Genomic DNA, 21,468 nt, shown 5'->3' on the forward strand with positions numbered 1-21,468 from the left:
GGAGAAATGAAGATGACAATATTAGATCATAAAATTGATTTTGCTGTTGTATTATCCGTAACGAAGGCCAATCCTAATGGGGATCCACTGAATGGAAATCGCCCGAGACAAAATTATGATGGGCATGGAGAAATTTCAGACGTTGCGATTAAACGAAAAATTAGAAATCGTCTTCAGGATATGGATGAATCTATTTTTGTTCAGTCCAACGATAGAAAAGCAGATGATTTTAAAAGTTTAAGAGAGCGTGCAGAGGCTAATCCAGAACTGGAAAAAATATTAAAATCAAAAAATAGTTCTAGTGATGAATTCGCAACAATTGCATGCAGACAATGGATCGATGTCCGTAGCTTTGGCCAAGTTTTTGCATTCAAAGGTACTGGTGCAGGAGCAGGTGTATCAGTCGGTGTAAGAGGACCAGTTTCGATTCATACGGCTACGAGTGTCGACCCCATCGATATTACAAGCATGCAAATTACGAAAAGCGTTAACTCTGAACCAGGGAAGGAGAAAGGTTCGGATACAATGGGGATGAAGCATCGTGTCGATTTTGGCGTTTATGTTTTCTATGGAAGCATTAACACACAACTTGCAGAAAAGACTGGTTTCACACAAGAGGATGCAGCTAAAATTAAAAATGCGCTTGTCACTTTGTTTGAAAATGATTCATCATCAGCTCGTCCTGATGGAAGCATGGAAGTTCATAAAGTTTGCTGGTGGGAGCACAATTCAAAGCTTGGGCAATATTCGTCTGCTAAGGTACATCGTTTACTGGAAATTAAGCGAGAAGTTGAAGAGCCAAAAACAATCGACGATTATACCATCACGGTCAATGAATTAGATGGTTTGAGGGTTGAAGTCATTAATGGACTATAGTGACGAAGACAGCTATCTCATGTTATCGGGCATTCAGCATTTTCAATTTTGTAAACGCCAATGGGCTCTTATTCACATTGAACAACAGTGGGAAGAAAACGTTAAGACGGTGGAAGGTCAGCATCTCCATCGAAAAACTGATAAGCCATTTGTTAGAGAGAAACGTGGAAATAAACTCATTGTGCGGGCGATGCCTGTTAAGTCAAATGAGCTTAAGATTACAGGTATTTGTGATGTAGTAGAGTTCATTAGAGATGACACTGGTGTGAAAATAGTTGATGCTGAAGGGGAATACGTTGCATACCCAGTTGAATATAAACGAGGAAAACCAAAAATCGACGATTCGGATATTTTACAATTAACAGCACAAGCTATGTGTTTAGAGGAAATGTTACTTTGTGAAATAAACATAGGTTACATGTTTTATAATGAAACAAAACACCGAATCGAAGTACCTCTAACTACAGAGTATAAAAATAAAGTTAGGGCCCTTGTCGAAGAAATGCACGATTATTATGAACGAAAGCATACACCTAAAGTGAAAACAGGACCTTTTTGCAAAAATTGCTCCCTTCAAAATATTTGTTTACCAAAATTAATGAATAAACGCTCAGTAAAAAGTTATATTGAAGGGAAGTTAAAGGAATGAGAAAACTTCTTAATACACTATTTATAACTCAACCAGACGTTTATTTATCGTTAGACGGAGATAATATTGTCCTGCTCAAGGAACAGGAGAAGTTGGGCAGGTTGCCGCTTCATAATTTAGAATCAATCGTCTCTTTTGGCTATACTGGGGCAAGCCCTGCACTTATGGGGTATTGTGCAGATAGAAGTATTTCATTAGTATTTTTAACGATGAACGGACGATTTCTTGCGCGAGTTATTGGTAAAAGTAAGGGGAACGTCATTCTAAGGAAGAAACAATATCGTGTGTCAGAAGATGAAGGCCTGTCAGCGGAAATTGCCCGTAACTTTATTGTTGGAAAAATTTATAATAATAAATGGATCATCGAAAGAATGACAAGGGATTACCCGATGCGAATAGATGTCGCGCAATTTAAAGAAGTTTCGAAATATTTATCTTCCATTATTCTTGAGGTAAGGGTATGTGAAGATTTAGAAAGACTAAGAGGATTAGAGGGACAAGCTGCTATTAGTTACAATAAATTATTTAATCAAATGATATTGCAGCAAAGTGAGGATTTTTATTTTCATTCCCGATCTCGAAGACCGCCATTGGATAATGTGAATGCTATGCTATCATTCGCTTATACTTTATTAGCAAATGATACGGCATCTGCTTTAGAGGGTGTTGGACTGGATGCATATGTCGGTTTTTTACATCGGGATCGGCCAGGGAGAGTATCCTTAGCATTAGACGTCATGGAAGAGCTGCGAGGTGTATATGCTGATAGGTTTGTCCTTTCATTAATCAACAAGAAAGTTCTGAACAAAGAGGATTTTCTAAAAAAAGAAAATGGAGCAGTTATTATGACAGATGACGCTCGAAAGAAATTTTTAGCAGCGTGGCAAAATAAAAAGCAAGAAAAGATAACACATCCATACCTTGGAGAAAAAATACCCTGGGGATTAGTACCGCATGCACAAGCTTTGTTATTGGCCCGTTACTTACGTAATGACTTAGATGAGTACCCACCATTTTTATGGAAGTAGGTGTCACATTTGTTAGTATTAATTACGTATGATGTTAGCACGGTTAGTAGTGCAGGACAAAAAAGGCTGCGGAAAGTCTCAAAAATTTGTCAAAATTATGGTCAACGAGTCCAAAATTCAGTATTTGAATGTATAGTAGATGCAACTCAATTTGCCACGTTAAAAATAGAACTGGCTACTATTATTGATGAAGATCAGGATAGTCTAAGATTCTATCAGTTAGGAAATAATTATAAAACCAAGGTAGAACATATTGGTGTGAAAGAATCAGTCGATTTGGAAGACCCTTTAATTTTTTAGTGCGAATGTATAGCTCACATTAATTTCCGGATACATTCGCACCTAAATTTTTGTCTTTTATTACGGAAATTTGTTTTTTTATTATTAAGTTCTTTATTTAATAAAGAAAATAGTGTGTTTTTGATCAAAAATCACGTCTTTCTAAGTCGTTTTGATCGAAAATCGCTGTCGCATCCTACATGGATGCGTGGATTGAAATATCGGTATTGCGAACAACAAACCGACAGAAACCGTCGCATCCTACATGGATGCGTGGATTGAAATATCAAACTAACATTGGCAGAAATCAATCGTCTGGGTCGCATCCTACATGGATGCGTGGATTGAAATGTAAAATACCCGCCGTTAAGCCATTTTCACATAATGTCGCATCCTACATGGATGCGTGGATTGAAATAACCCATACGGGACCGTGAGAAGATCGCGGCAATGTCGCATCCTACATGGATGCGTGGATTGAAATTGTAGGCAATAAATCAAATGAAGTCGCGTTGTGTCGTCGCATCCTACATGGATGCGTGGATTGAAATCTTCATCATCTTCCATCGGGCCAAACATGCCGATGTCGCATCCTACATGGATGCGTGGATTGAAATTTTAAATACATTGTTAGATTGTTTGAATCATGAAGTCGCATCCTACATGGATGCGTGGATTGAAATTCGTCGCTATACTCTGCAAACATATTTTCTACAGTCGCATCCTACATGGATGCGTGGATTGAAATCCTACATTGATATGGTTGACCACAACTGATCTGCGGTCGCATCCTACATGGATGCGTGGATTGAAATGAATTGTTGATGCTGTTACGCCATCACTCGGTTCGTCGCATCCTACATGGATGCGTGGATTGAAATAAGCTGTTTACGGTCTGAAACGGTTTTGTCGTAGTCGCATCCTACATGGATGCGTGGATTGAAATACCAAAGCTGCCAAGAATCTTATTGAGAGACACAGTCGCATCCTACATGGATGCGTGGATTGAAATAGGACCCGACGACAGAAGCTTTTGAGGACAGCGAAGTCGCATCCTACATGGATGCGTGGATTGAAATGGTATACGACCGGCTACCAATTTCAACTATTTCATTGTCGCATCCTACATGGATGCGTGGATTGAAATCTCAGGAGTCAAACCTTCAAACCAATCTTTCAACGTCGCATCCTACATGGATGCGTGGATTGAAATACCTCACTCAAGAGAATCAGCGTCAGCAGATTGGGTCGCATCCTACATGGATGCGTGGATTGAAATAATTCTTTGACTTCATCGATCGGCGTATTTGGGGTCGCATCCTACATGGATGCGTGGATTGAAATATGAAGGGGGGTAAATCCATGGCGGTACCAACAGGTCGCATCCTACATGGATGCGTGGATTGAAATAAAAATACACCGAAGACTTTACTGGAAATCGCTGGTCGCATCCTACATGGATGCGTGGATTGAAATGGTCAGAAAGCAACGATGAATTTGTTGAAATAAGTCGCATCCTACATGGATGCGTGGATTGAAATTTTTATCCATGCGATAACAATCCGTCCCCATTTGGTCGCATCCTACATGGATGCGTGGATTGAAATGCTTAATATCTTTTCACACTCTAACGCCAGTACCTTGTCGCATCCTACATGGATGCGTGGATTGAAATGATAAACCATTCATAAACGTGTTCATGCTGCACAGTCGCATCCTACATGGATGCGTGGATTGAAATACTGTGCCTCGGAACCCACGTACAAAGTCACGTGTCGCATCCTACATGGATGCGTGGATTGAAATACCAAAGCTGCCAAGAATCTTATTGAGAGACACAGTCGCATCCTACATGGATGCGTGGATTGAAATGTTTTGATTGAAGTATATGAATAAGCTGGCCACTAGTCGCATCCTACATGGATGCGTGGATTGAAATACCAAGACCCCTCCCTAGTGATATAATTGATTTAGGTCGCATCCTACATGGATGCGTGGATTGAAATTTTTAAGAGGAACTCAACAAAGCCGTAATAACGGTCGCATCCTACATGGATGCGTGGATTGAAATTTGAGACTCGAAAGTTTCAAACGGCTGAAATCGCGTCGCATCCTACATGGATGCGTGGATTGAAATAACATACTGTGGATTGGCAGTAATATAGGTTCCGGTCGCATCCTACATGGATGCGTGGATTGAAATATTGTGTGGATTATCAAAGACAACTAGATAAGCATGTCGCATCCTACATGGATGCGTGGATTGAAATTTGGAAGATTAAAAACTCTGGCCAATCCATTTACAGTCGCATCCTACATGGATGCGTGGATTGAAATTCATAATCAGCAAGACCTTTTTCTGTCATCTCTGGTCGCATCCTACATGGATGCGTGGATTGAAATGGTGCAATGGATTTTGGAATAACAGCTATTGCCGTGTCGCATCCTACATGGATGCGTGGATTGAAATCGGTTTCCCTCCGAAATCATCCACCCACATATAAAGTCGCATCCTACATGGATGCGTGGATTGAAATTCTAATATCATTGGCACTCATCCAACCGTTTTGCGTCGCATCCTACATGGATGCGTGGATTGAAATTCGAGTTGAAAAAAATATACTCGGCCCCGAACCGGGTCGCATCCTACATGGATGCGTGGATTGAAATGTTATCTTATGAACTTATACCCGGAAAACACCAATGTCGCATCCTACATGGATGCGTGGATTGAAATGGATAATCGGATAATCGCTTTCGTCCTTTTAGCGGTCGCATCCTACATGGATGCGTGGATTGAAATAAACTTACAAAGCGGCCGTTACTGCCGATAATCATGTCGCATCCTACATGGATGCGTGGATTGAAATTCATATTGATTATTGTTGCCGCTAAATAATTGATAGTCGCATCCTACATGGATGCGTGGATTGAAATGTTATACGCTACCATCTAATCACCCCTTACGCGAGGTCGCATCCTACATGGATGCGTGGATTGAAATATGAAAACCATCCAGTGTGTTTTGCTTCTCCGATGTCGCATCCTACATGGATGCGTGGATTGAAATAACTGTAGAGGATATTTTTTTACCATAGTTGTTAGTCGCATCCTACATGGATGCGTGGATTGAAATTTTTATGCCCAAAACTTTTAACCCATCTGTTTTGTCGCATCCTACATGGATGCGTGGATTGAAATATTCGGAAGGCAGGGATACATCATGGAAAACCAAGTCGCATCCTACATGGATGCGTGGATTGAAATATCTTCGTCATAAAGTTGCATACCTGACAGTGAGTCGCATCCTACATGGATGCGTGGATTGAAATTCTAATTTTTCTATCGCAGTCCTGACCACTTTCACGTCGCATCCTACATGGATGCGTGGATTGAAATTTGTAAAGATTCAAATTCCTCACGTTCAACCCACGTCGCATCCTACATGGATGCGTGGATTGAACTAATTTTCGAATGTCAGAGGTCGCAGGATGCCTAGGTCGCATCCTACATGGATGCGTGGATTGAAATATAAAGGACAAGATTGGAGTTGCAGGGCAGGAGAGTCGCATCCTACATGGATGCGTGGATTGAAATGAATCAAGTGTTGCAACACCAGCATGAACAGCGTGTCGCATCCTACATGGATGCGTGGATTGAAATAATTTGACGTTCACCTTTAATGTGCTGAACTAGTCGTCGCATCCTACATGGATGCGTGGATTGAAATACTCAAACTGGTACCCTCCCTTCCTCCTTACTTGTCGCATCCTACATGGATGCGTGGATTGAAATGAAATCAAATTGGATTAAGGGTTGCTAACCGCCATGTCGCATCCTACATGGATGCGTGGATTGAAATTGCAATGATTGCCCAACCGTTACTAGTTGCTGATAGTCGCATCCTACATGGATGCGTGGATTGAAATTCGACGCTGGTACAGATAAGTTAAACGAAAATAGTCGCATCCTACATGGATGCGTGGATTGAAATAATGGGTCTGCGGTGTTTCTGATCCCCAGTTTGTGTCGCATCCTACATGGATGCGTGGATTGAAATAGGGGCTCACACATATTATGTGCGAATGTAACTACGTCGCATCCTACATGGATGCGTGGATTGAAATCTGATGCGCCTTTCGAGCTCCCTTTGCTTTTGAGGTCGCATCCTACATGGATGCGTGGATTGAAATAGAATAGCGCATCTGGAACTTATCCGTACACCACGTCGCATCCTACATGGATGCGTGGATTGAAATATACAGATGCCTGTGATTGCCCAACCTGCGGACGTCGCATCCTACATGGATGCGTGGATTGAAATTCAAATCTCCTATGCTGATACCAATACAACAACGTCGCATCCTACATGGATGCGTGGATTGAAATAGTAAAAGTGTTGCAAGTCATTTGAACTCCATGATGTCGCATCCTACATGGATGCGTGGATTGAAATGGATATCTGAAATTCAACGGAATATGCCGGACATGGTCGCATCCTACATGGATGCGTGGATTGAAATTATCGAAGATTTGAATGTCATAGCGGAAAAATTAGTCGCATCCTACATGGATGCGTGGATTGAAATAACGATACTATCTGTAGTCATGTTTCCTTTCGGCGTCGCATCCTACATGGATGCGTGGATTGAAATCTCGATATAGACCTTGAAAGCCAAGACGGAGCTGGTCGCATCCTACATGGATGCGTGGATTGAAATACGTCTTTGTCGCTGACCTCGTAAATCTCTAACCGTCGCATCCTACATGGATGCGTGGATTGAAATCTTTTCTTTTGATATTTTTGGATTAAATCATCCATGTCGCATCCTACATGGATGCGTGGATTGAAATAGTTTTACCACTTTCAATCTTTTTAAACATTGTTGTCGCATCCTACATGGATGCGTGGATTGAAATATATAATAAACATTATACGAAATTGTTAATTATGTCGCATCCTACATGGATGCGTGGATTGAAATAACCTGAATTCGCTTGCGTTGTTACAAGAAAAATCGTCGCATCCTACATGGATGCGTGGATTGAAATAGGCCAAAGGGTGTCTCTCGATGGGTTAAAGAGAGTCGCATCCTACATGGATGCGTGGATTGAAATATGTTTGATCAATTCATAAACTTTTATCCCGTCTCGTCGCATCCTACATGGATGCGTGGATTGAAATAACACGATAATCCGAATAGCCATAAAAAGGAGTGGTCGCATCCTACATGGATGCGTGGATTGAAATTGTTTTGGTTTATCTTTCATTCTTAGGTATTATCGTCGCATCCTACATGGATGCGTGGATTGAAATATCACCACGATGCCAAATCTTCGTCAATATCCAAGTCGCATCCTACATGGATGCGTGGATTGAAATCTATCATATGACTATATTCAATGCAATCAACGATTGTCGCATCCTACATGGATGCGTGGATTGAAATAACTGTTTTATTTCCATATGCTTTGCCGTGATAGGGTCGCATCCTACATGGATGCGTGGATTGAAATTTTGAACGGGTCTTCAGCTTTATCGACTGCCGACGTCGCATCCTACATGGATGCGTGGATTGAAATTGCTTCGCTATGGTTGCCAACGCCCTGTGACGCTTGTCGCATCCTACATGGATGCGTGGATTGAAATAAAATCAAAGGAGAACTTAAAAATGACACAACAAGTCGCATCCTACATGGATGCGTGGATTGAAATATCGCCCCATGAAACCAATCGGGGTTTGCAGGAAGTCGCATCCTACATGGATGCGTGGATTGAAATCTGACTGTACCGCAGGATAGTGAAATGGTCGCCCACGTCGCATCCTACATGGATGCGTGGATTGAAATAAACTGGTATTGAATGGAGAGAATTAAGCGTTGGTCGCATCCTACATGGATGCGTGGATTGAAATTCCGATACCATCAAAAAACATTCTTTTTCCGCAGTCGCATCCTACATGGATGCGTGGATTGAAATCGCAATCTGTGGGCGATTTACACGCATTACTAGCAGTCGCATCCTACATGGATGCGTGGATTGAAATCGTTTACAGCATATGATCCAATGGCGAAGTTTAGTCGCATCCTACATGGATGCGTGGATTGAAATATATCATTGTGATTTTGACCGTATATCGAATGAAAGTCGCATCCTACATGGATGCGTGGATTGAAATACGGGATTGAACGAAAATGATTGTCAAAAGTGGTGTCGCATCCTACATGGATGCGTGGATTGAAATAAGCTTCCGATATGAATAACATGCAACCCGGCAACGTCGCATCCTACATGGATGCGTGGATTGAAATTTTACGATGAAAACACAGAAAACGAAACAAACATGTCGCATCCTACATGGATGCGTGGATTGAAATCCAAGCGTCTACAAGTTCTACGCCGTCAAAAACGTCGCATCCTACATGGATGCGTGGATTGAAATCCGTATTTGTGAACTTTTATAATAATTATAAACTGTCGCATCCTACATGGATGCGTGGATTGAAATAGCAGGAGCAGGCTGGTTTTCGCCCTTGTATGTGACGTCGCATCCTACATGGATGCGTGGATTGAAATACAAGGGGTGGAAACAAGGATGGATATACCTAAAGTCGCATCCTACATGGATGCGTGGATTGAAATTATAAAATGTAATTTGCCGTTTATTTCCAATGATGTCGCATCCTACATGGATGCGTGGATTGAAATAAGTCGTCCGAATAATAACCGCCTGCCGCTTCATAGTCGCATCCTACATGGATGCGTGGATTGAAATAAAAAAGGGCGCCCCCCTGTATGCGTTTAGGATATGTCGCATCCTACATGGATGCGTGGATTGAAATATAGAAGTGCAAAAAAACATCTACTCCGAAAAGGTCGCATCCTACATGGATGCGTGGATTGAAATTAGGTTGTTGTCTACATCGGATATATTGCGATCATGTCGCATCAATGCTCATATGATATGGATAAGTCATTTTGACAGGACAATATATCCACGAAAAAGCCTCACCCAACAAAATCAGGTGAGGCCTTTTTCCTTTATTCTTTTCCAATCATCCACTTCTCTAAATCACAAACAACTTTGCCATCTGAATAAAAGCTGATGCTTTTATCCGTTACATCCGGAAAATATCTCGCTGTAAATAATTCTTCTCCATCATTCACAAAAATTTCAATAGAAGATGTATCGACAAATATCTGTAACTTGCCAAGCATACCTAAATGACAGGCCCTTTTTTCGATCGTCCCGTCTTTAAAGTTTTTTCTTTCCAAAATTAATTGTTGCAAACCTGCATGATAAACAATGGCTGCGTTATTTCGCAATTTGATTTTAAATGTTTCTGCTTCAAACTTTTTAAAGTTCAGGATCAGTTCCACTGACCTTCCGCCAACTTCTTCAAAAACAACATCCCCGGATATTGCCGCATCTGAAAGGCGGACCCCTTGTTTCCGAAGCAGCTGCAATTCTTCAACTGGCTGTTGGATGAGCTTATTATTTTTTAATTTCAATTCCCGCGGCAATGTCAAGGCGTGAATCCACTGGTGCGCAACGGTCGGCTGAAAAGGTTCATTTTCATCGGTCATCCCCATCCAGCCGTACATAATCCTTCTTCCTTTTGCATCAAGCATTGTCTGCGGCGCATAAAAATCAAAGCCGCGATCGAGCTCAGTAAAAGTACCATGCTGGAAAGCTGGTGCAGCATAGTCCAGGCTGCCAATAAAATAACCGGACTGAAAAAGATTGTTGTATAAGTTTCCTTCCGGCTCAAGTCCTTGCGGAGAGACAAGGAGGACATCTTTCCCGTCTAACTCAAACAAATCAGGACATTCCCACATATAGCCGAATTCACTTATTCCATTCATGCCAGACCCGGCAATGATGCCAAGATGCTTCCATTCATTAAGGTCGTTGGAAGAGAATAACACAGCCGCACCTTGTTCTGAAAGAGTCTGGGCACCGAGAATCATGTACCACATATCATCTTTTTTCCAAACCTTTGGATCGCGGAAGTGTGCTGTGTACCCTTGCGGAAGCTCGATTACAGGGCCTTTTTTATCAAAATGGATACCATCGCGTGAAATGGCCATACATTGGTAAGTTTGCCGCTGATCGTTTTCGTCTTTCACATTTCCTGTGTAAAATAAGATAAGTTTGTTATCATGCTTAATCGCACTTCCGGAATAGCAACCGTTTTTCTCATACCACTCACTGGGGGCAAGAGCAATTGGTTCTTCTCGCCAATGCACTAAATCCTCTGAAGTGTAGTGACCCCAAAACTTGGCGCCGTGGCCGACATCAAATGGATTCCATTGATAAAAAACGTGATAAACGCCCTTATATTGGATAAGCCCATTTGGATCATTCAAAAGGCCTACAGGCGGCATGAGATGGTACGTTAACCGGTGAGGGTCACTATTAACTGTATTCTTAAATGTCTCTATCTCTTTATATGCTTTTTCCATTAGTTGTTTTTCATGATCAGTCATATTGAACCTCCTTACGAATCAAAGACAGGCATGATTGGTTAGCCTGTCTTTGATTTTTTATTATCCTTTTTGCTCGATTTCTTCCTTCATTTTATCACTGTATCCGAACATCCATGTCAGTACAAATGCGAGGCCGATGGCGATTAAGTTGACTAAAATGTAAAGCAGAATTTGCCCGTTTAAGTACAATAATGTACCAGGAATTACGGTAATCGCCATGCCTGTTGCTTTAAGGCCGAGAAGGGAGGAAACAAGCCCGCCGGCAGCTCCGCCGATTAAGCCCATGATAAACGGTTTGCCATAGCGCAGATTCACACCGAAAATGGCTGGTTCGGTAATTCCAAGGAAAGCTGATAAGGAAGACGGCAGGGCCAGAGCCTTTAATTTAGCTGATTTTGTTTTTAAACCAACCGCCAAGGCCGCTCCGCCCTGTGCAGCAACCGAACAAGTAATAATGGCATTGTAAGGATTGTTCCCGAACTCTTCAAGCAGCTGAATTTCAAGCAAGTTAAAAATGTGATGGACACCGGTCACAACGATGAGCTGGTTTAAGCCTCCAATCAGCAACCCGCTAATTCCGAGCGGCCAGGAGAGAACGGCAACGGTAGCATCCAAAATAACGTTTTCAAGGCTGTGGAAAATTGGACCGATAATAAATAAAGCCAATGTTATCATGACGAGCAACGTCAAAAACGGTGTGACAATCAAATCAAAAGCTTCAGGGACCCGTTTGCGGATTTGCCTTTCGAGCTTTGCGCCGATAATCCCAGCGATAAAGGCAGGAAGGACGGAGCCCTGGTAACCGACTACCGGAATAAATCCTAAAAATTCAAGCGGCTTCACTTCACCGCCAGCTACACCCCATGCATTTGGCAATGCCGGACTGACAAGCATCAAACCTAAAATAAGTCCAATTGTCGGTGTTCCGCCAAATACTCTGAACGTCGACCATGCGACAAGAGCAGGCAGGAAAATAAATGCTGTATCCGTTAATATTTGCGTAAACAGAATAAAATTCTCTGAAATATCATCAGGTGTCATTCCGAATAAAGCCAGTATTTCTTCCTGAAGAACAAGGCCGCGCAGTCCCATGAATAAACCGGTTGCGACAAGGGCAGGAATGATCGGCACGAACACATCGCCGAAGGAACGGATTGCCCGCTGAAGAAAGGTTCCGCTTTTCGCAGCTTCTTTAGCCTGTTCAGCTTTAGACGACCCTTCCAAACCAAGGCTTGTTACCTCTTCATAGATGCGGTTAACGGTTCCAGTCCCAAAAATAACCTGGTACTGGCCTGAGTTAAAGAAAGCACCTTTAACCTTGTCAATGTTTTCTACCTTTGACTGGTCAATCTTTTCTTTGTCATTGACCATGAGCCGCAAACGGGTGGCACAGTGGGCAACCGAGACAATATTTTCTTCTCCGCCGATAGCTTGAATAAGCTCCTCAGCGATTTTACGGTTTTCCGACATTTTGTTCACCTCAATTGAGAATTTTGTGGAATCGATTACACATCCGGGTAAAAAATATGTAATCGACTGCATCCTGCATACTATGGAACCGATTACATACCCTATTATATACTGTTTCTTTTAATAATTCGATAGTTTAATACAATATTTTGTTTATTTTTTTCCTGGGGCTCGTTTATTTTCTTTAAAATCTGCCGGGCCGCTTCTTCGCCGGCTTTTTCATAGTTAAAATCCATGGTGGTTAATGAAGGCGAAACGTATTTGGACATCTCGGAGGCACCCATTCCGGCTACTGCCATATCTTCCGGGATTCGGTAGCCCGACTCCTTCAAGTATTGCATCGCACCGATAGCCAATCTATCTGTAACTGCCAGCACGGCATTTGGCAGTTCCGTTGTTTTTTCTAAAATTGTTTTCATTGCCTTGTAACCTGATTGAACGTCAAAAATACCGGTTTGTTGCCAGTTGTCCTCGATCGGCAAATTGTGTTCCTTTAAAGCAGCCAGGTAACCTTCCTTGCGCGAAAGCCCCACCGATCTGTCCGCCGGGTCTACACCGATAAAAGCCATTTTTTTATAGCCTTCATTGATCAACAGCTCCGCCATTTCTTTCGCAGCATAAAAATCATTGAAGACAACAGTGGATACATCCGGTATTTCCTGTCCGACTGCGACGAAAGGAATTTTCAGGGTTGCTATCTCTTTAAGCAGTTCATCATTTACATTGGTTGCGGACAGGACAATGCCATCAACATTTCTGCTTTTTAACAGCTTTAAGTATTCAATTTCTTTTTCGGGCTCAAGATTGGTATTGGTAAGGAGGATTTGATAGCTCTCAACTGAAAGGACTTTATCTATCCCATTGACAAGCCTGCTTGATGTTTCGGTGCTGATTTTCGGCAGCACGACGCCAACCACTTTCGTTTTTTTTGTTCGCAGTGATTTGGCATATTCATTTGGAACATATCCTGTTTCCTCAATAACCTTGAGGACCCGCTTCCGGGCTTCATCGCTGACATAACCCGAATTATTCAATACCCGGGAGACTGTTGTCCGCGAAACGCCGGCCCGCTCTGCAATCGCATTAATTGTAATCAAAAAAAATCCCCCTAAGAAAGAATCCTGCAAATTTTATTGTATAAAAGATTTCCATCTTTTTAAATGGGTTATCTGGTAAAAGATCGTTGTTTATTTCTGGATTGAATAACAATAACTGCGGCATTAAGTCAGCATAATTGCTGTAAAACAAGGAATCATCATTTTTAGTGTCCAAGAAAATACCTTTTTTTCGGCTTTACAGGGTAGAAAACAATTGATGGCTGTGTGATGCGAATATCAGGAAAACCTTCTATTGTTTGCACAGCACGCTGATCCGTAAATCTGTCCAAATTCACGATATTTAAGGCACCTGTTGAACAAGCTTCAACGCAGGCAGGGGGAAGGCCATGATCCTGGCGCGGATAGCACATTTGGCATTTGCTTACTTTTTGCGTCTCATAATCAAATTGCGGTGCACTGTAAGGGCAAGCAGATACACATAAGCCGCAGCCATTGCAAAGATTTGAATTGATCAGGACGATCCCGTCATGGCGTTTCGCAAATGCGTTTTCAGGACAGACTCTGAAGCATTCAGGGCTGTTGCAATGATTGCATGAATTGGAAAGATAAACTTCATTTGATAGCTTTGATACTTTTCGCCAGCGTATTGATCCATCAGAATGGTTTTCATTTCGGCAGGCGATTTCACAAGCCTTGCATCCCAAACAAATATCTGCATTGAAAACAAATCCAATTTGTTTATTCATTGTGCTCATCCCATTTCTTAACATCAACATGGCTGTCATAAAAATTCGTACTGGATTGACTCTGTACCGCCGGAAGATGATTAACGATTAGCCGGTTAATCGAGTTATCGCTCGTTTGATTGACACGCACAACATCGATTGGCAGGTATGGATTTAAGGCTGCTTTCGCTTTAACCGAACCACACTTATTATAAACTGATACGAAATTTCCTTCTTTGATGCCTTTTTTGCATGCAGCTTCATCATTGATCTCAACAATCGTTTCTTCCGGTTCCGGGTTTAACCAGGTTAGTGACTCATATTGGGAATGAATTTTCAGCAAAGATTGCGGCGATAGAAGCCTGAATGGATAAATGCCGACCTCGTCTGATTGATTCCTGGATGAGCATGTAAATAAGTTATTTTCCCAATCAGGCGTATAAAAATAAAATCTTTCTTTTTTTGTTGGGACTTTATGATCTTGTTTTCGGATATGTGGACCTGCCAGCAAGTCTTCATAACTATTTAATGAATAGAGATCTTTAATATCCGGTGTCAGTTCCTTATTAATCCAGTCAATAGGCTCAAGCTCTGAAGGGAATGTTGAAAACCCGGGTGAAAGTTCATTTAGTTTTTTTGTTAATTCCCGGGCAATCTGCAGGTCGCTTTTTGCCTCAAAGTAAGGCGGGATCGCCTTTTGGTTAATAGATAGCCAGCGATGCCAATAGCTTGCGTGAAGATCAGCCTCTTCAAAATGGCTTGCAGCCGGTAAAACAAGATCGGAATACTTTGCTGTGTTTGTCATATATAAATCAACCGTTACAATTAATTCGAGTTTCTTAAACAGGTCTTCCCAATCTTTTATGTTCAAGTCTTGTGACAAAGGGCTCCGCGAAGCAATCCATAAAAGCTTTAAAGGCGGGTCATCAAGATTATTCGCACTTAAAGCAAAATCAATATGATTAATATAACGGGAATTGTTTATATAAGGATGATTTTGCTCAGGATAATTCGACAGTGCCAGTGGGAAATCCTCAATGTCATCATGCATAAAATACGCTCCGCCATTGGGTATGTTGAGATTCCCGGTCATCGCCACCAAAGAGTTAATGGCTTGGATACTATCGCTGCCATGTTCATTTCGCTGAATGCCCAAACCGCTCCAGGTCGCAGCTGGTTTAATAGTGGCGTACAACCTTGCAAGCTCTTCTATTGCCTCCAATTTAATGCCCGTCTCCCGGCACACTGAATCAAGCTCTATATGAGAAGTAACGTAATCCTTGAATTTCTCCCAGCCGACCGTTTTGGCTGGACTAAAATCGTGTGGGCTGTTGCGCTGAATCAGAAGTTTTGCGATTCCCAACGCAAGCAAAGCATCTGTTCCAGATTTAATTTGGATGTAAAGATCCGCTTTAACGCCTGTTTCCGTTAAGATTGGGTCAATGACGACCAACTTGGCACCCTCTTGCTTTGCTTGAAAAATAAATTTCATTTGATGGATGTTCGTTGCTGCCGGATTTGCTCCCCATATCACGATTAATTTTGCTCCTGCCATATCTTCCGGAATCGGGCTGACAACATGGCCGAAAGAGGCCTTTACTGCCTGCAGCCCGGAGGATGCACAAATATTCCCGATAGGCTTTGTATGCGGACCGATACTATTAAACATTCCTTCAACCGCATAATGAAGCATTCCTAAATTTCCGGAAAATTTATTGTAGCCGGCGGCCAGGTTTGAACCGTACCGGTTATATAGCTCAAGCATTTTTTCAGCAATGATTGTGTACGCCTGATCCCAGGAGATTCTTTGCCAGTTTCCAGACCCGCGCGGCATCTGCATAATCGGATATTTTAAGCGGGATGGATTGTATACGTATTGCGTGTATGCATATCCTTTGGCGCACAGTCTTCCCTGTGTATAACCATGCTCCGGGTCACCACTTACTTTTATTAATTTTCCATTTTCAACGTATGATAATATGCTGCAAGTTCCAAAACAATTGCGAGGACAAGTATTGCGATAGATTGAAGTCTCCATTTTCACCACCATCCATTACAGTTTATGGAGTTGTTTAACCTTTAAAGCAGCTGCAATGTTTAATTTTGTATTGATATCATCTAATTTTTGATCAAGTATTTCTTCAATTTTTTTAATCCGGTACCGTAAAGTATTGCGATGCAGATATAACGCTTCAGAAGCTTTTTTTAGATCGTACTGGTTATGGGCAAAATGTTCGAGTGTATACATAAGTTCACCTTCATTAACCTCATCGTATCTTTGCAATTTCCCTAAAATATGATCATAAAATTCTTTTAAATCCTGTAAGACGTGCTTGTATAACACTCTTTCAAGTCCCAGGTCGACAAAGAAGGGGATGTCTATTTTTAATAACAGCCCTAACTCAAACGCCACCTTTGCTTCCTGATAGCTTCTGAAAATCTCTTCAGGGTTTTCATAAATTTTTCCCACTCCGCAAGCCACTCTGTTTCCTAAATTAGTTTTTTTGATCAACTCAAAAATATGAAGGATTAAATCTATTAGATTCTTTCGGTTATCCAGTTCATGTTTCTTGTCAGTCGGCAAGATCGCGATGACTTCATTTCGTTTCGCAATCGTGATCGGATTGATATGATGTTGATTTAACACTTTATCGACTACGTATAAAAAAATCTCCATCAATTGCTTATCTGTTGAATAATAATCGTAATCTTTTATCGAAAAGACCAATACAACCAAAGGTTGATCAAGATCCCAGTTCCATATTTGTCCATAGGAAAGAATATCTTCTTTTTTCTTGAAATTCCCGTAAAGCAAGTCGAACAGAAAAGCATCCTTGAACCGAAGCGTTTCCTGTTTAATATCCATTTTTTTTCGTAATTCAAGCGCACATAAAGATGAAGCAAAATGCATTAGAGATCTATACTCTTCTATATCCTGCATATTTGCCTCGTTTAAAAGGATAAAAATATATCCGGTTATCTGGCTGCTAAACGTGATCGAGCTTCCGACCGCTTCTGTATGGTAGTTCGCAGAAGAAATCACACAATGAAAAAAGGTCTGTTCTGAAGCCATGCCGGAAAGCGGTTTCATTTCGATTTCTATAGAACTGATAGCCTGATCATAGGCTGACGAAGAGATTACGTTATAGAATGGGTCCGTAATGATGACCGGGCATGATATTAGCATTGATAGTTTAGTTGAAATTCCGCTCAACCCGTCGCCAGAAGCAATCAGCAATTCCTGAATAAAATCAGGGATGTTATAACTCTCATTCATAAACTCAATTCCTTTCCAATAAGTCCAAGGCACTATACATCATAGCTTAGACCCGTTTTAGGGAACAGTAATCAATGTCACAGGATATAAAAACCATTGTCAAACGGTACAAAAATCAGAAGTTAATTTTGTACTTTGCGGCCGTATAAATCTCTTTTTATTCATTTTATAATAAAAGCAAGTAAATAAATGTGAATAAATTCACATGTTTGCGGAATAGTTCTTTTTTATCAGGAGTAAACCAACAATAAGTTAATTGTCCAGTTCAAAATAAAAGAAAAAGGAAGTGCCTTATGCTGAGGAAAATCACGAAAGACAACCTTGGAACGGTAAAAAATAAATCCTTCCTAAAATATGCACAAATATACACAAATATAGAAACCGAGACTATTAAAGCGATAGAATCATTCGGATTGCCGCTTCAGCAACGAGAGTTCAATAAAGACAGAGGAAAGAAATTAACACAATTGCGGGCAGCCGGGGCAATCCTGCGCAATAACGATAAAAGTATTGCGACAGGCCGGATTTCCAGTGCATGCGAAGCTTGCCAAACTGGTGAAGGAAGCTATACGTCTTTTATTTCGTTAAAATGCCATCGAAATTGTTATTTCTGTTTTAACCCGAACCAGGAGGACTATACGTTTTATACAGATCGACAAAAAGATATTAACAAAGAGCTGCTCGAATTACTGGAGAACGGTGTTGAACTCAAGCATTTAGCACTTACTGGAGGAGAGCCTTTACTTTTTAAAGAAGAAGCGATTGCTTTTTTTGAACTGGCCAATGAGAAAACGCCGCAGACGTATACAAGATTATATACAGCCGGAGATTTGCTGGATGTGGGTACTTTTGAACGACTAAAACAAGCAAATTTGAGTGAAATCCGCTTCAGCATTAAGATGGAGGATTCCGTCCAAAAGAGAAAGCATATTCTTGGGAAAATCGCCATGGCAAAAGAATATATACCTTATGTTTTGGTTGAAATGCCTGTTATTCCCGGTACGATCGGGGAAATGAAAACACTCCTGTTGGAATTGGAGGAAATCGGGATATTCGGTATCAATTTATTGGAGTTTTGTTTTCCGCTTGGGAACGCAAAAGCATTTAAAGACAGGGGGCTTACATTGAAAAACCCGCCATATGAAGTGTATTACAACTATTGGTATGCAGGCGGCCTTGCTGTAGCTGAAAGTGAAGAAATCTGTTTAGAGCTCCTCGAGTTCTCATTAAAAGAAAACTTGAAACTCAGTGTTCATTATTGTTCTCTTGAAAATAAACATTCGCTCATGATCGAGTCGCCTTCGACCTCGTGACGATCGATCTGGTTTTTTTAAAAGTTTCCTTTAGAAAAACAGAGAAGCTTCTCTGCCAATACTCACCTAAAAACTCAAGCATCTCCAGGAGAGTTCCCTGGTAACGCACTTTCTTTTTCATTAATAAGGTGAGGCAGAAAGTGATCATGGTAATATAAACTTGATTGTAAACAGGATTGGCGCTCTTTCCATAACATTTTTTCAGGACCATATGTTGCTTCATCCATTTGAAGAACAGCTCGATTTGCTAACGGCTTCGATAAAGATCATTGATTTCCTTTGCACTCATTTTTGCATCATTTATGACAATCGAGATCGTATTTCCTTGACTGTCCAGCGTTTCAACCAATCGTAGAGGATATTTCATCTTTCCCAGCTTAACGACCGCCTCCCTATGAATAGAGGAGGAAGGGTCCACAGGCAGTTCTTCAATAACAGTGATGACGGTATTATCATTTATTCGGGTACATAACCGAACGTTATTCTTACAATAATCATCAAATTTCTCGAAATCGAAATATTCCCGATCAAATACGTGAAGGGCATCCTTTTCGATGACCATCAACGCATCCAGTTGTGTGGCATCTGCTGGTCTGGCAGGGGTGACGATGATCTCGTCTGGGGCAGTCTCCCCTTCATAAAAAACGACACGGGTATGAATCTTTACTCCCGCTTTTGTATTTCGGAAATCAGCCCATCGATACTGGCTAAGGCAAAAAGAGATGGTGGTAGAATCAATGAGGTGGATTTTGCCTAATAAATCATTTCCCTTTTCTTCTCCGAATTCCCGGTGTATCTGTTGAACCAAGTGATGCAAGATCACTTGGAAGATCTCTGGGGACAGATCTGAAAGTTTTCTGGATAATTGGGATTTACTGTTGCTTTTTAATCCAAGTTCTTTTTGTAATCTCTTTTTGTGCCGGACCTTGAAACTAATTTTTTTGAGGCTGGATAGTTGCTTCAATTGAGCATAAATAAATAGCTTTGTAAAGGTTAAACTATCCAGCTTTTCACATACTTGTCAGCCTTCATATGATCCACCATCCTGGAAATAATTTTTCCATTTAGAGGAAGCAGGTATTCCTTAAAAACTGTTTTTATGGTATTCTTGTCCATAGCGACCCCTTTATAGTTAGGATTTGGACAGGACACTTACCTTCCACCTAATTATAAGGTTTTTAATGGAACAATAGAACTAAAAATTACTATAAATTACAAATTATTCAATGAAAATTCGCTTTATTCAAGGCTTGACAAACAAGTTTTTATTTAATGCAACGCTAGTGAATATTTTTTAAAGTTTTGATAAAAACGTCCTTTTCGTCGTTATTCTCCTTTGTACGATTTATGTTGAACACTAAACCGCTGGTTTCTACCACTTTAGATACTTTTGTATATGTTAATTCCAGTTATAATCAAGTAAGCATCCAACTCTGGAAAGTCCAACACCTCTCCTTATGTAGAACTACATCGAAATGTATTTGCACTCCGGGGAAATTAAGCCTCTTTTATTAACATAAATTAATTAGCAGTTTGCCCTTAGTTGCGCCAAGTGTCGTAAACCTAATTTAGATGACATCATAAAAAAGTTCGTTTGTATACAGTTGTAGACTGACCTATTCTCACGAGTTAATAGCTGATGAAAAAATGTAAAAAACTTTTGACATTAATGTTGTAATTTAGTACTCTAAAAATGTAAGATTATTTTAACGGGTTCTGGCGGTGAAAATGAAAAATCGAATCAGAGAATTACGTAAAAATAAAGGTTTATCACAAGGTGACTTAGCAATAAAATGTAATGTATCTCGTCAAACTATTAATGCAATTGAAAATGATAAATACGATCCTACTTTACAGTTAGCATTTGAGTTAGCATTTAGTTTAAATACAACGGTTGATAAGTTATTTCTATCGGACCTAAAAAAGGAGAGACAAAGTCAATGCGGGGAGGATCCTACCTTTGTCACGAGTCCTACTGTAACAGATATAGGGTAGCGGCAAGAACATCTAATACACCTGATAGTTCCACTGGCAATCTTGGTTTTCGTTGTGTAAAAGATGTGACATGAGGTTACTAAAGGCTTGATTCGAGCCTTTAGTAAGAAGCAAATATTAAGAAAAAAAATCCACGATTAGATTTGACAACAAGCTGTCTCAACTGAGTGGTATACACTCTGCCCGGCAATTTACAGCTTTTTTCCTAAAACAGCACTTCTTATCAAAACCGGCCAAAGATGACAGGGGAATTGTCACAAGGTACAAAAATCAGAAGCTATTTTTGTACTTGGCGGCCGTATAAATA

General features: G+C 40.8%; 13 protein-coding genes, 2 pseudogenes and 1 CRISPR repeat array. Of the genes and pseudogenes, 7 read left to right on the forward strand and 8 right to left on the reverse strand.

The window, feature by feature from the left end; translation table 11 throughout:
- Positions 1–12 precede the first annotated feature (12 nt).
- The 4 genes from cas7c to cas2 are packed head-to-tail and all read left to right on the forward strand — an operon-like array spanning position 13 to position 2,853.
- Entirely contained in the window at positions 13–876 is an 864-nt protein-coding gene (gene cas7c / locus CU633_RS10800; protein ID WP_101660309.1) for a type I-C CRISPR-associated protein Cas7/Csd2, read from the forward strand.
- On the forward strand, positions 866–1,525 hold the full coding sequence (cas4, locus tag CU633_RS10805) for a CRISPR-associated protein Cas4 (protein WP_101660311.1): 660 nt from the start codon (positions 866–868) through the stop codon (positions 1,523–1,525). Before cas7c ends, cas4 begins: the two co-directional genes overlap by 11 nt.
- Positions 1,522–2,553, forward strand: coding sequence for a type I-C CRISPR-associated endonuclease Cas1c (gene cas1c, locus CU633_RS10810; protein ID WP_101660313.1), 1,032 nt, complete (start codon positions 1,522–1,524; stop codon positions 2,551–2,553). Before cas4 ends, cas1c begins: the two co-directional genes overlap by 4 nt.
- A 9-nt stretch (positions 2,554–2,562) precedes the next feature.
- Entirely contained in the window at positions 2,563–2,853 is a 291-nt protein-coding gene (cas2, locus tag CU633_RS10815) for a CRISPR-associated endonuclease Cas2 (RefSeq protein WP_101660315.1), read from the forward strand.
- Between the two features lie 167 nt (positions 2,854–3,020).
- A CRISPR array of direct repeats spans positions 3,021–9,740; the repeat unit is 32 nt; unit sequence GTCGCATCCTACATGGATGCGTGGATTGAAAT.
- Between the two features lie 134 nt (positions 9,741–9,874).
- Here cas2 and CU633_RS10820 read toward each other — a convergent pair.
- The 6 genes from CU633_RS10820 to CU633_RS10850 form a co-directional block, all read right to left on the reverse strand.
- On the reverse strand, positions 9,875–11,323 hold the full coding sequence (locus CU633_RS10820) for a glycoside hydrolase family 32 protein (RefSeq protein WP_101660317.1): 1,449 nt from the start codon (positions 11,321–11,323) through the stop codon (positions 9,875–9,877).
- 60 nt (positions 11,324–11,383) lie between these two features.
- Positions 11,384–12,793, reverse strand: a complete 1,410-nt coding sequence (locus tag CU633_RS10825) for a sucrose-specific PTS transporter subunit IIBC (protein WP_101660319.1) — start codon at positions 12,791–12,793, stop codon at positions 11,384–11,386.
- Positions 12,794–12,897: 104 nt separating this feature from the next.
- Positions 12,898–13,890 (reverse strand): LacI family DNA-binding transcriptional regulator, encoded by a 993-nt coding sequence (locus tag CU633_RS10830; protein WP_101660322.1) that lies wholly within the window; start codon positions 13,888–13,890, stop codon positions 12,898–12,900.
- Between the two features lie 164 nt (positions 13,891–14,054).
- Positions 14,055–14,597, reverse strand: coding sequence for a 4Fe-4S dicluster domain-containing protein (locus tag CU633_RS10840; protein ID WP_101660325.1), 543 nt, complete (start codon positions 14,595–14,597; stop codon positions 14,055–14,057).
- A complete protein-coding gene (locus tag CU633_RS10845) occupies positions 14,590–16,614 on the reverse strand; it encodes a molybdopterin-dependent oxidoreductase (protein ID WP_101660327.1) in 2,025 nt (674 codons plus the stop codon). Before CU633_RS10845 ends, CU633_RS10840 begins: the two co-directional genes overlap by 8 nt.
- Before the next feature lie 15 nt (positions 16,615–16,629).
- Positions 16,630–17,853 carry a PucR family transcriptional regulator gene (locus CU633_RS10850; protein ID WP_101660329.1) on the reverse strand — a complete coding sequence of 408 codons (1,224 nt, stop codon included), beginning with the start codon at positions 17,851–17,853 and terminating at the stop codon, positions 16,630–16,632.
- Positions 17,854–18,146: 293 nt separating this feature from the next.
- On the opposite strand from CU633_RS10850, the gene CU633_RS10855 reads away from it, so the two are divergent.
- Complete coding sequence (locus CU633_RS10855) at positions 18,147–19,166, forward strand: radical SAM protein (protein WP_101660331.1); 1,020 nt, start codon at positions 18,147–18,149, stop codon at positions 19,164–19,166.
- Positions 19,167–19,240: 74 nt separating this feature from the next.
- On the opposite strand, the gene CU633_RS23310 is transcribed toward CU633_RS10855, so the two are convergent.
- Together CU633_RS23310 and CU633_RS23315 are read right to left on the reverse strand one after the other, a co-directional pair.
- Complete coding sequence (locus CU633_RS23310) at positions 19,241–19,393, reverse strand: hypothetical protein (protein ID WP_257958649.1); 153 nt, start codon at positions 19,391–19,393, stop codon at positions 19,241–19,243.
- A gap of 20 nt (positions 19,394–19,413) precedes the next feature.
- Positions 19,414–20,130, reverse strand: coding sequence for an IS4 family transposase (locus CU633_RS23315; RefSeq protein WP_257958650.1), 717 nt, complete (start codon positions 20,128–20,130; stop codon positions 19,414–19,416).
- 764 nt (positions 20,131–20,894) lie between these two features.
- On the opposite strand from CU633_RS23315, the pseudogene CU633_RS10865 reads away from it, so the two are divergent.
- Positions 20,895–21,086, forward strand: a pseudogene (locus tag CU633_RS10865) (helix-turn-helix transcriptional regulator); the annotation flags it as partial.
- Positions 21,080–21,235, forward strand: a pseudogene (locus CU633_RS23320) (SUMF1/EgtB/PvdO family nonheme iron enzyme); the annotation flags it as partial. The pseudogenes CU633_RS10865 and CU633_RS23320, both read left to right, overlap by 7 nt.
- Between the last annotated feature and the right edge of the window lie 233 nt (positions 21,236–21,468).

Origin of the sequence: Bacillus sp. V3-13, from assembly GCF_002860165.1 — a bacterium.
GTDB lineage: Bacteria > Bacillota > Bacilli > Bacillales > Cytobacillaceae > Bacillus_BJ.

Coding starts and splice junctions, on each gene's coding strand:
- cas7c (WP_101660309.1), top strand. CDS start 13: ATGACAATATTAGATCATAAAATTGATTTTGCTGTTGTATTATCCGTA.
- cas4 (WP_101660311.1), top strand. CDS start 866: ATGGACTATAGTGACGAAGACAGCTATCTCATGTTATCGGGCATTCAG.
- cas1c (WP_101660313.1), top strand. CDS start 1,522: ATGAGAAAACTTCTTAATACACTATTTATAACTCAACCAGACGTTTAT.
- CU633_RS10820 (WP_101660317.1), bottom strand. CDS start 11,323: ATGACTGATCATGAAAAACAACTAATGGAAAAAGCATATAAAGAGATA.
- CU633_RS10825 (WP_101660319.1), bottom strand. CDS start 12,793: ATGTCGGAAAACCGTAAAATCGCTGAGGAGCTTATTCAAGCTATCGGC.
- CU633_RS10840 (WP_101660325.1), bottom strand. CDS start 14,597: ATGAATAAACAAATTGGATTTGTTTTCAATGCAGATATTTGTTTGGGA.
- CU633_RS10845 (WP_101660327.1), bottom strand. CDS start 16,614: ATGGAGACTTCAATCTATCGCAATACTTGTCCTCGCAATTGTTTTGGA.
- CU633_RS10850 (WP_101660329.1), bottom strand. CDS start 17,853: ATGAATGAGAGTTATAACATCCCTGATTTTATTCAGGAATTGCTGATT.
- CU633_RS10855 (WP_101660331.1), top strand. CDS start 18,147: ATGCTGAGGAAAATCACGAAAGACAACCTTGGAACGGTAAAAAATAAA.
- CU633_RS23310 (WP_257958649.1), bottom strand. CDS start 19,393: ATGGATGAAGCAACATATGGTCCTGAAAAAATGTTATGGAAAGAGCGC.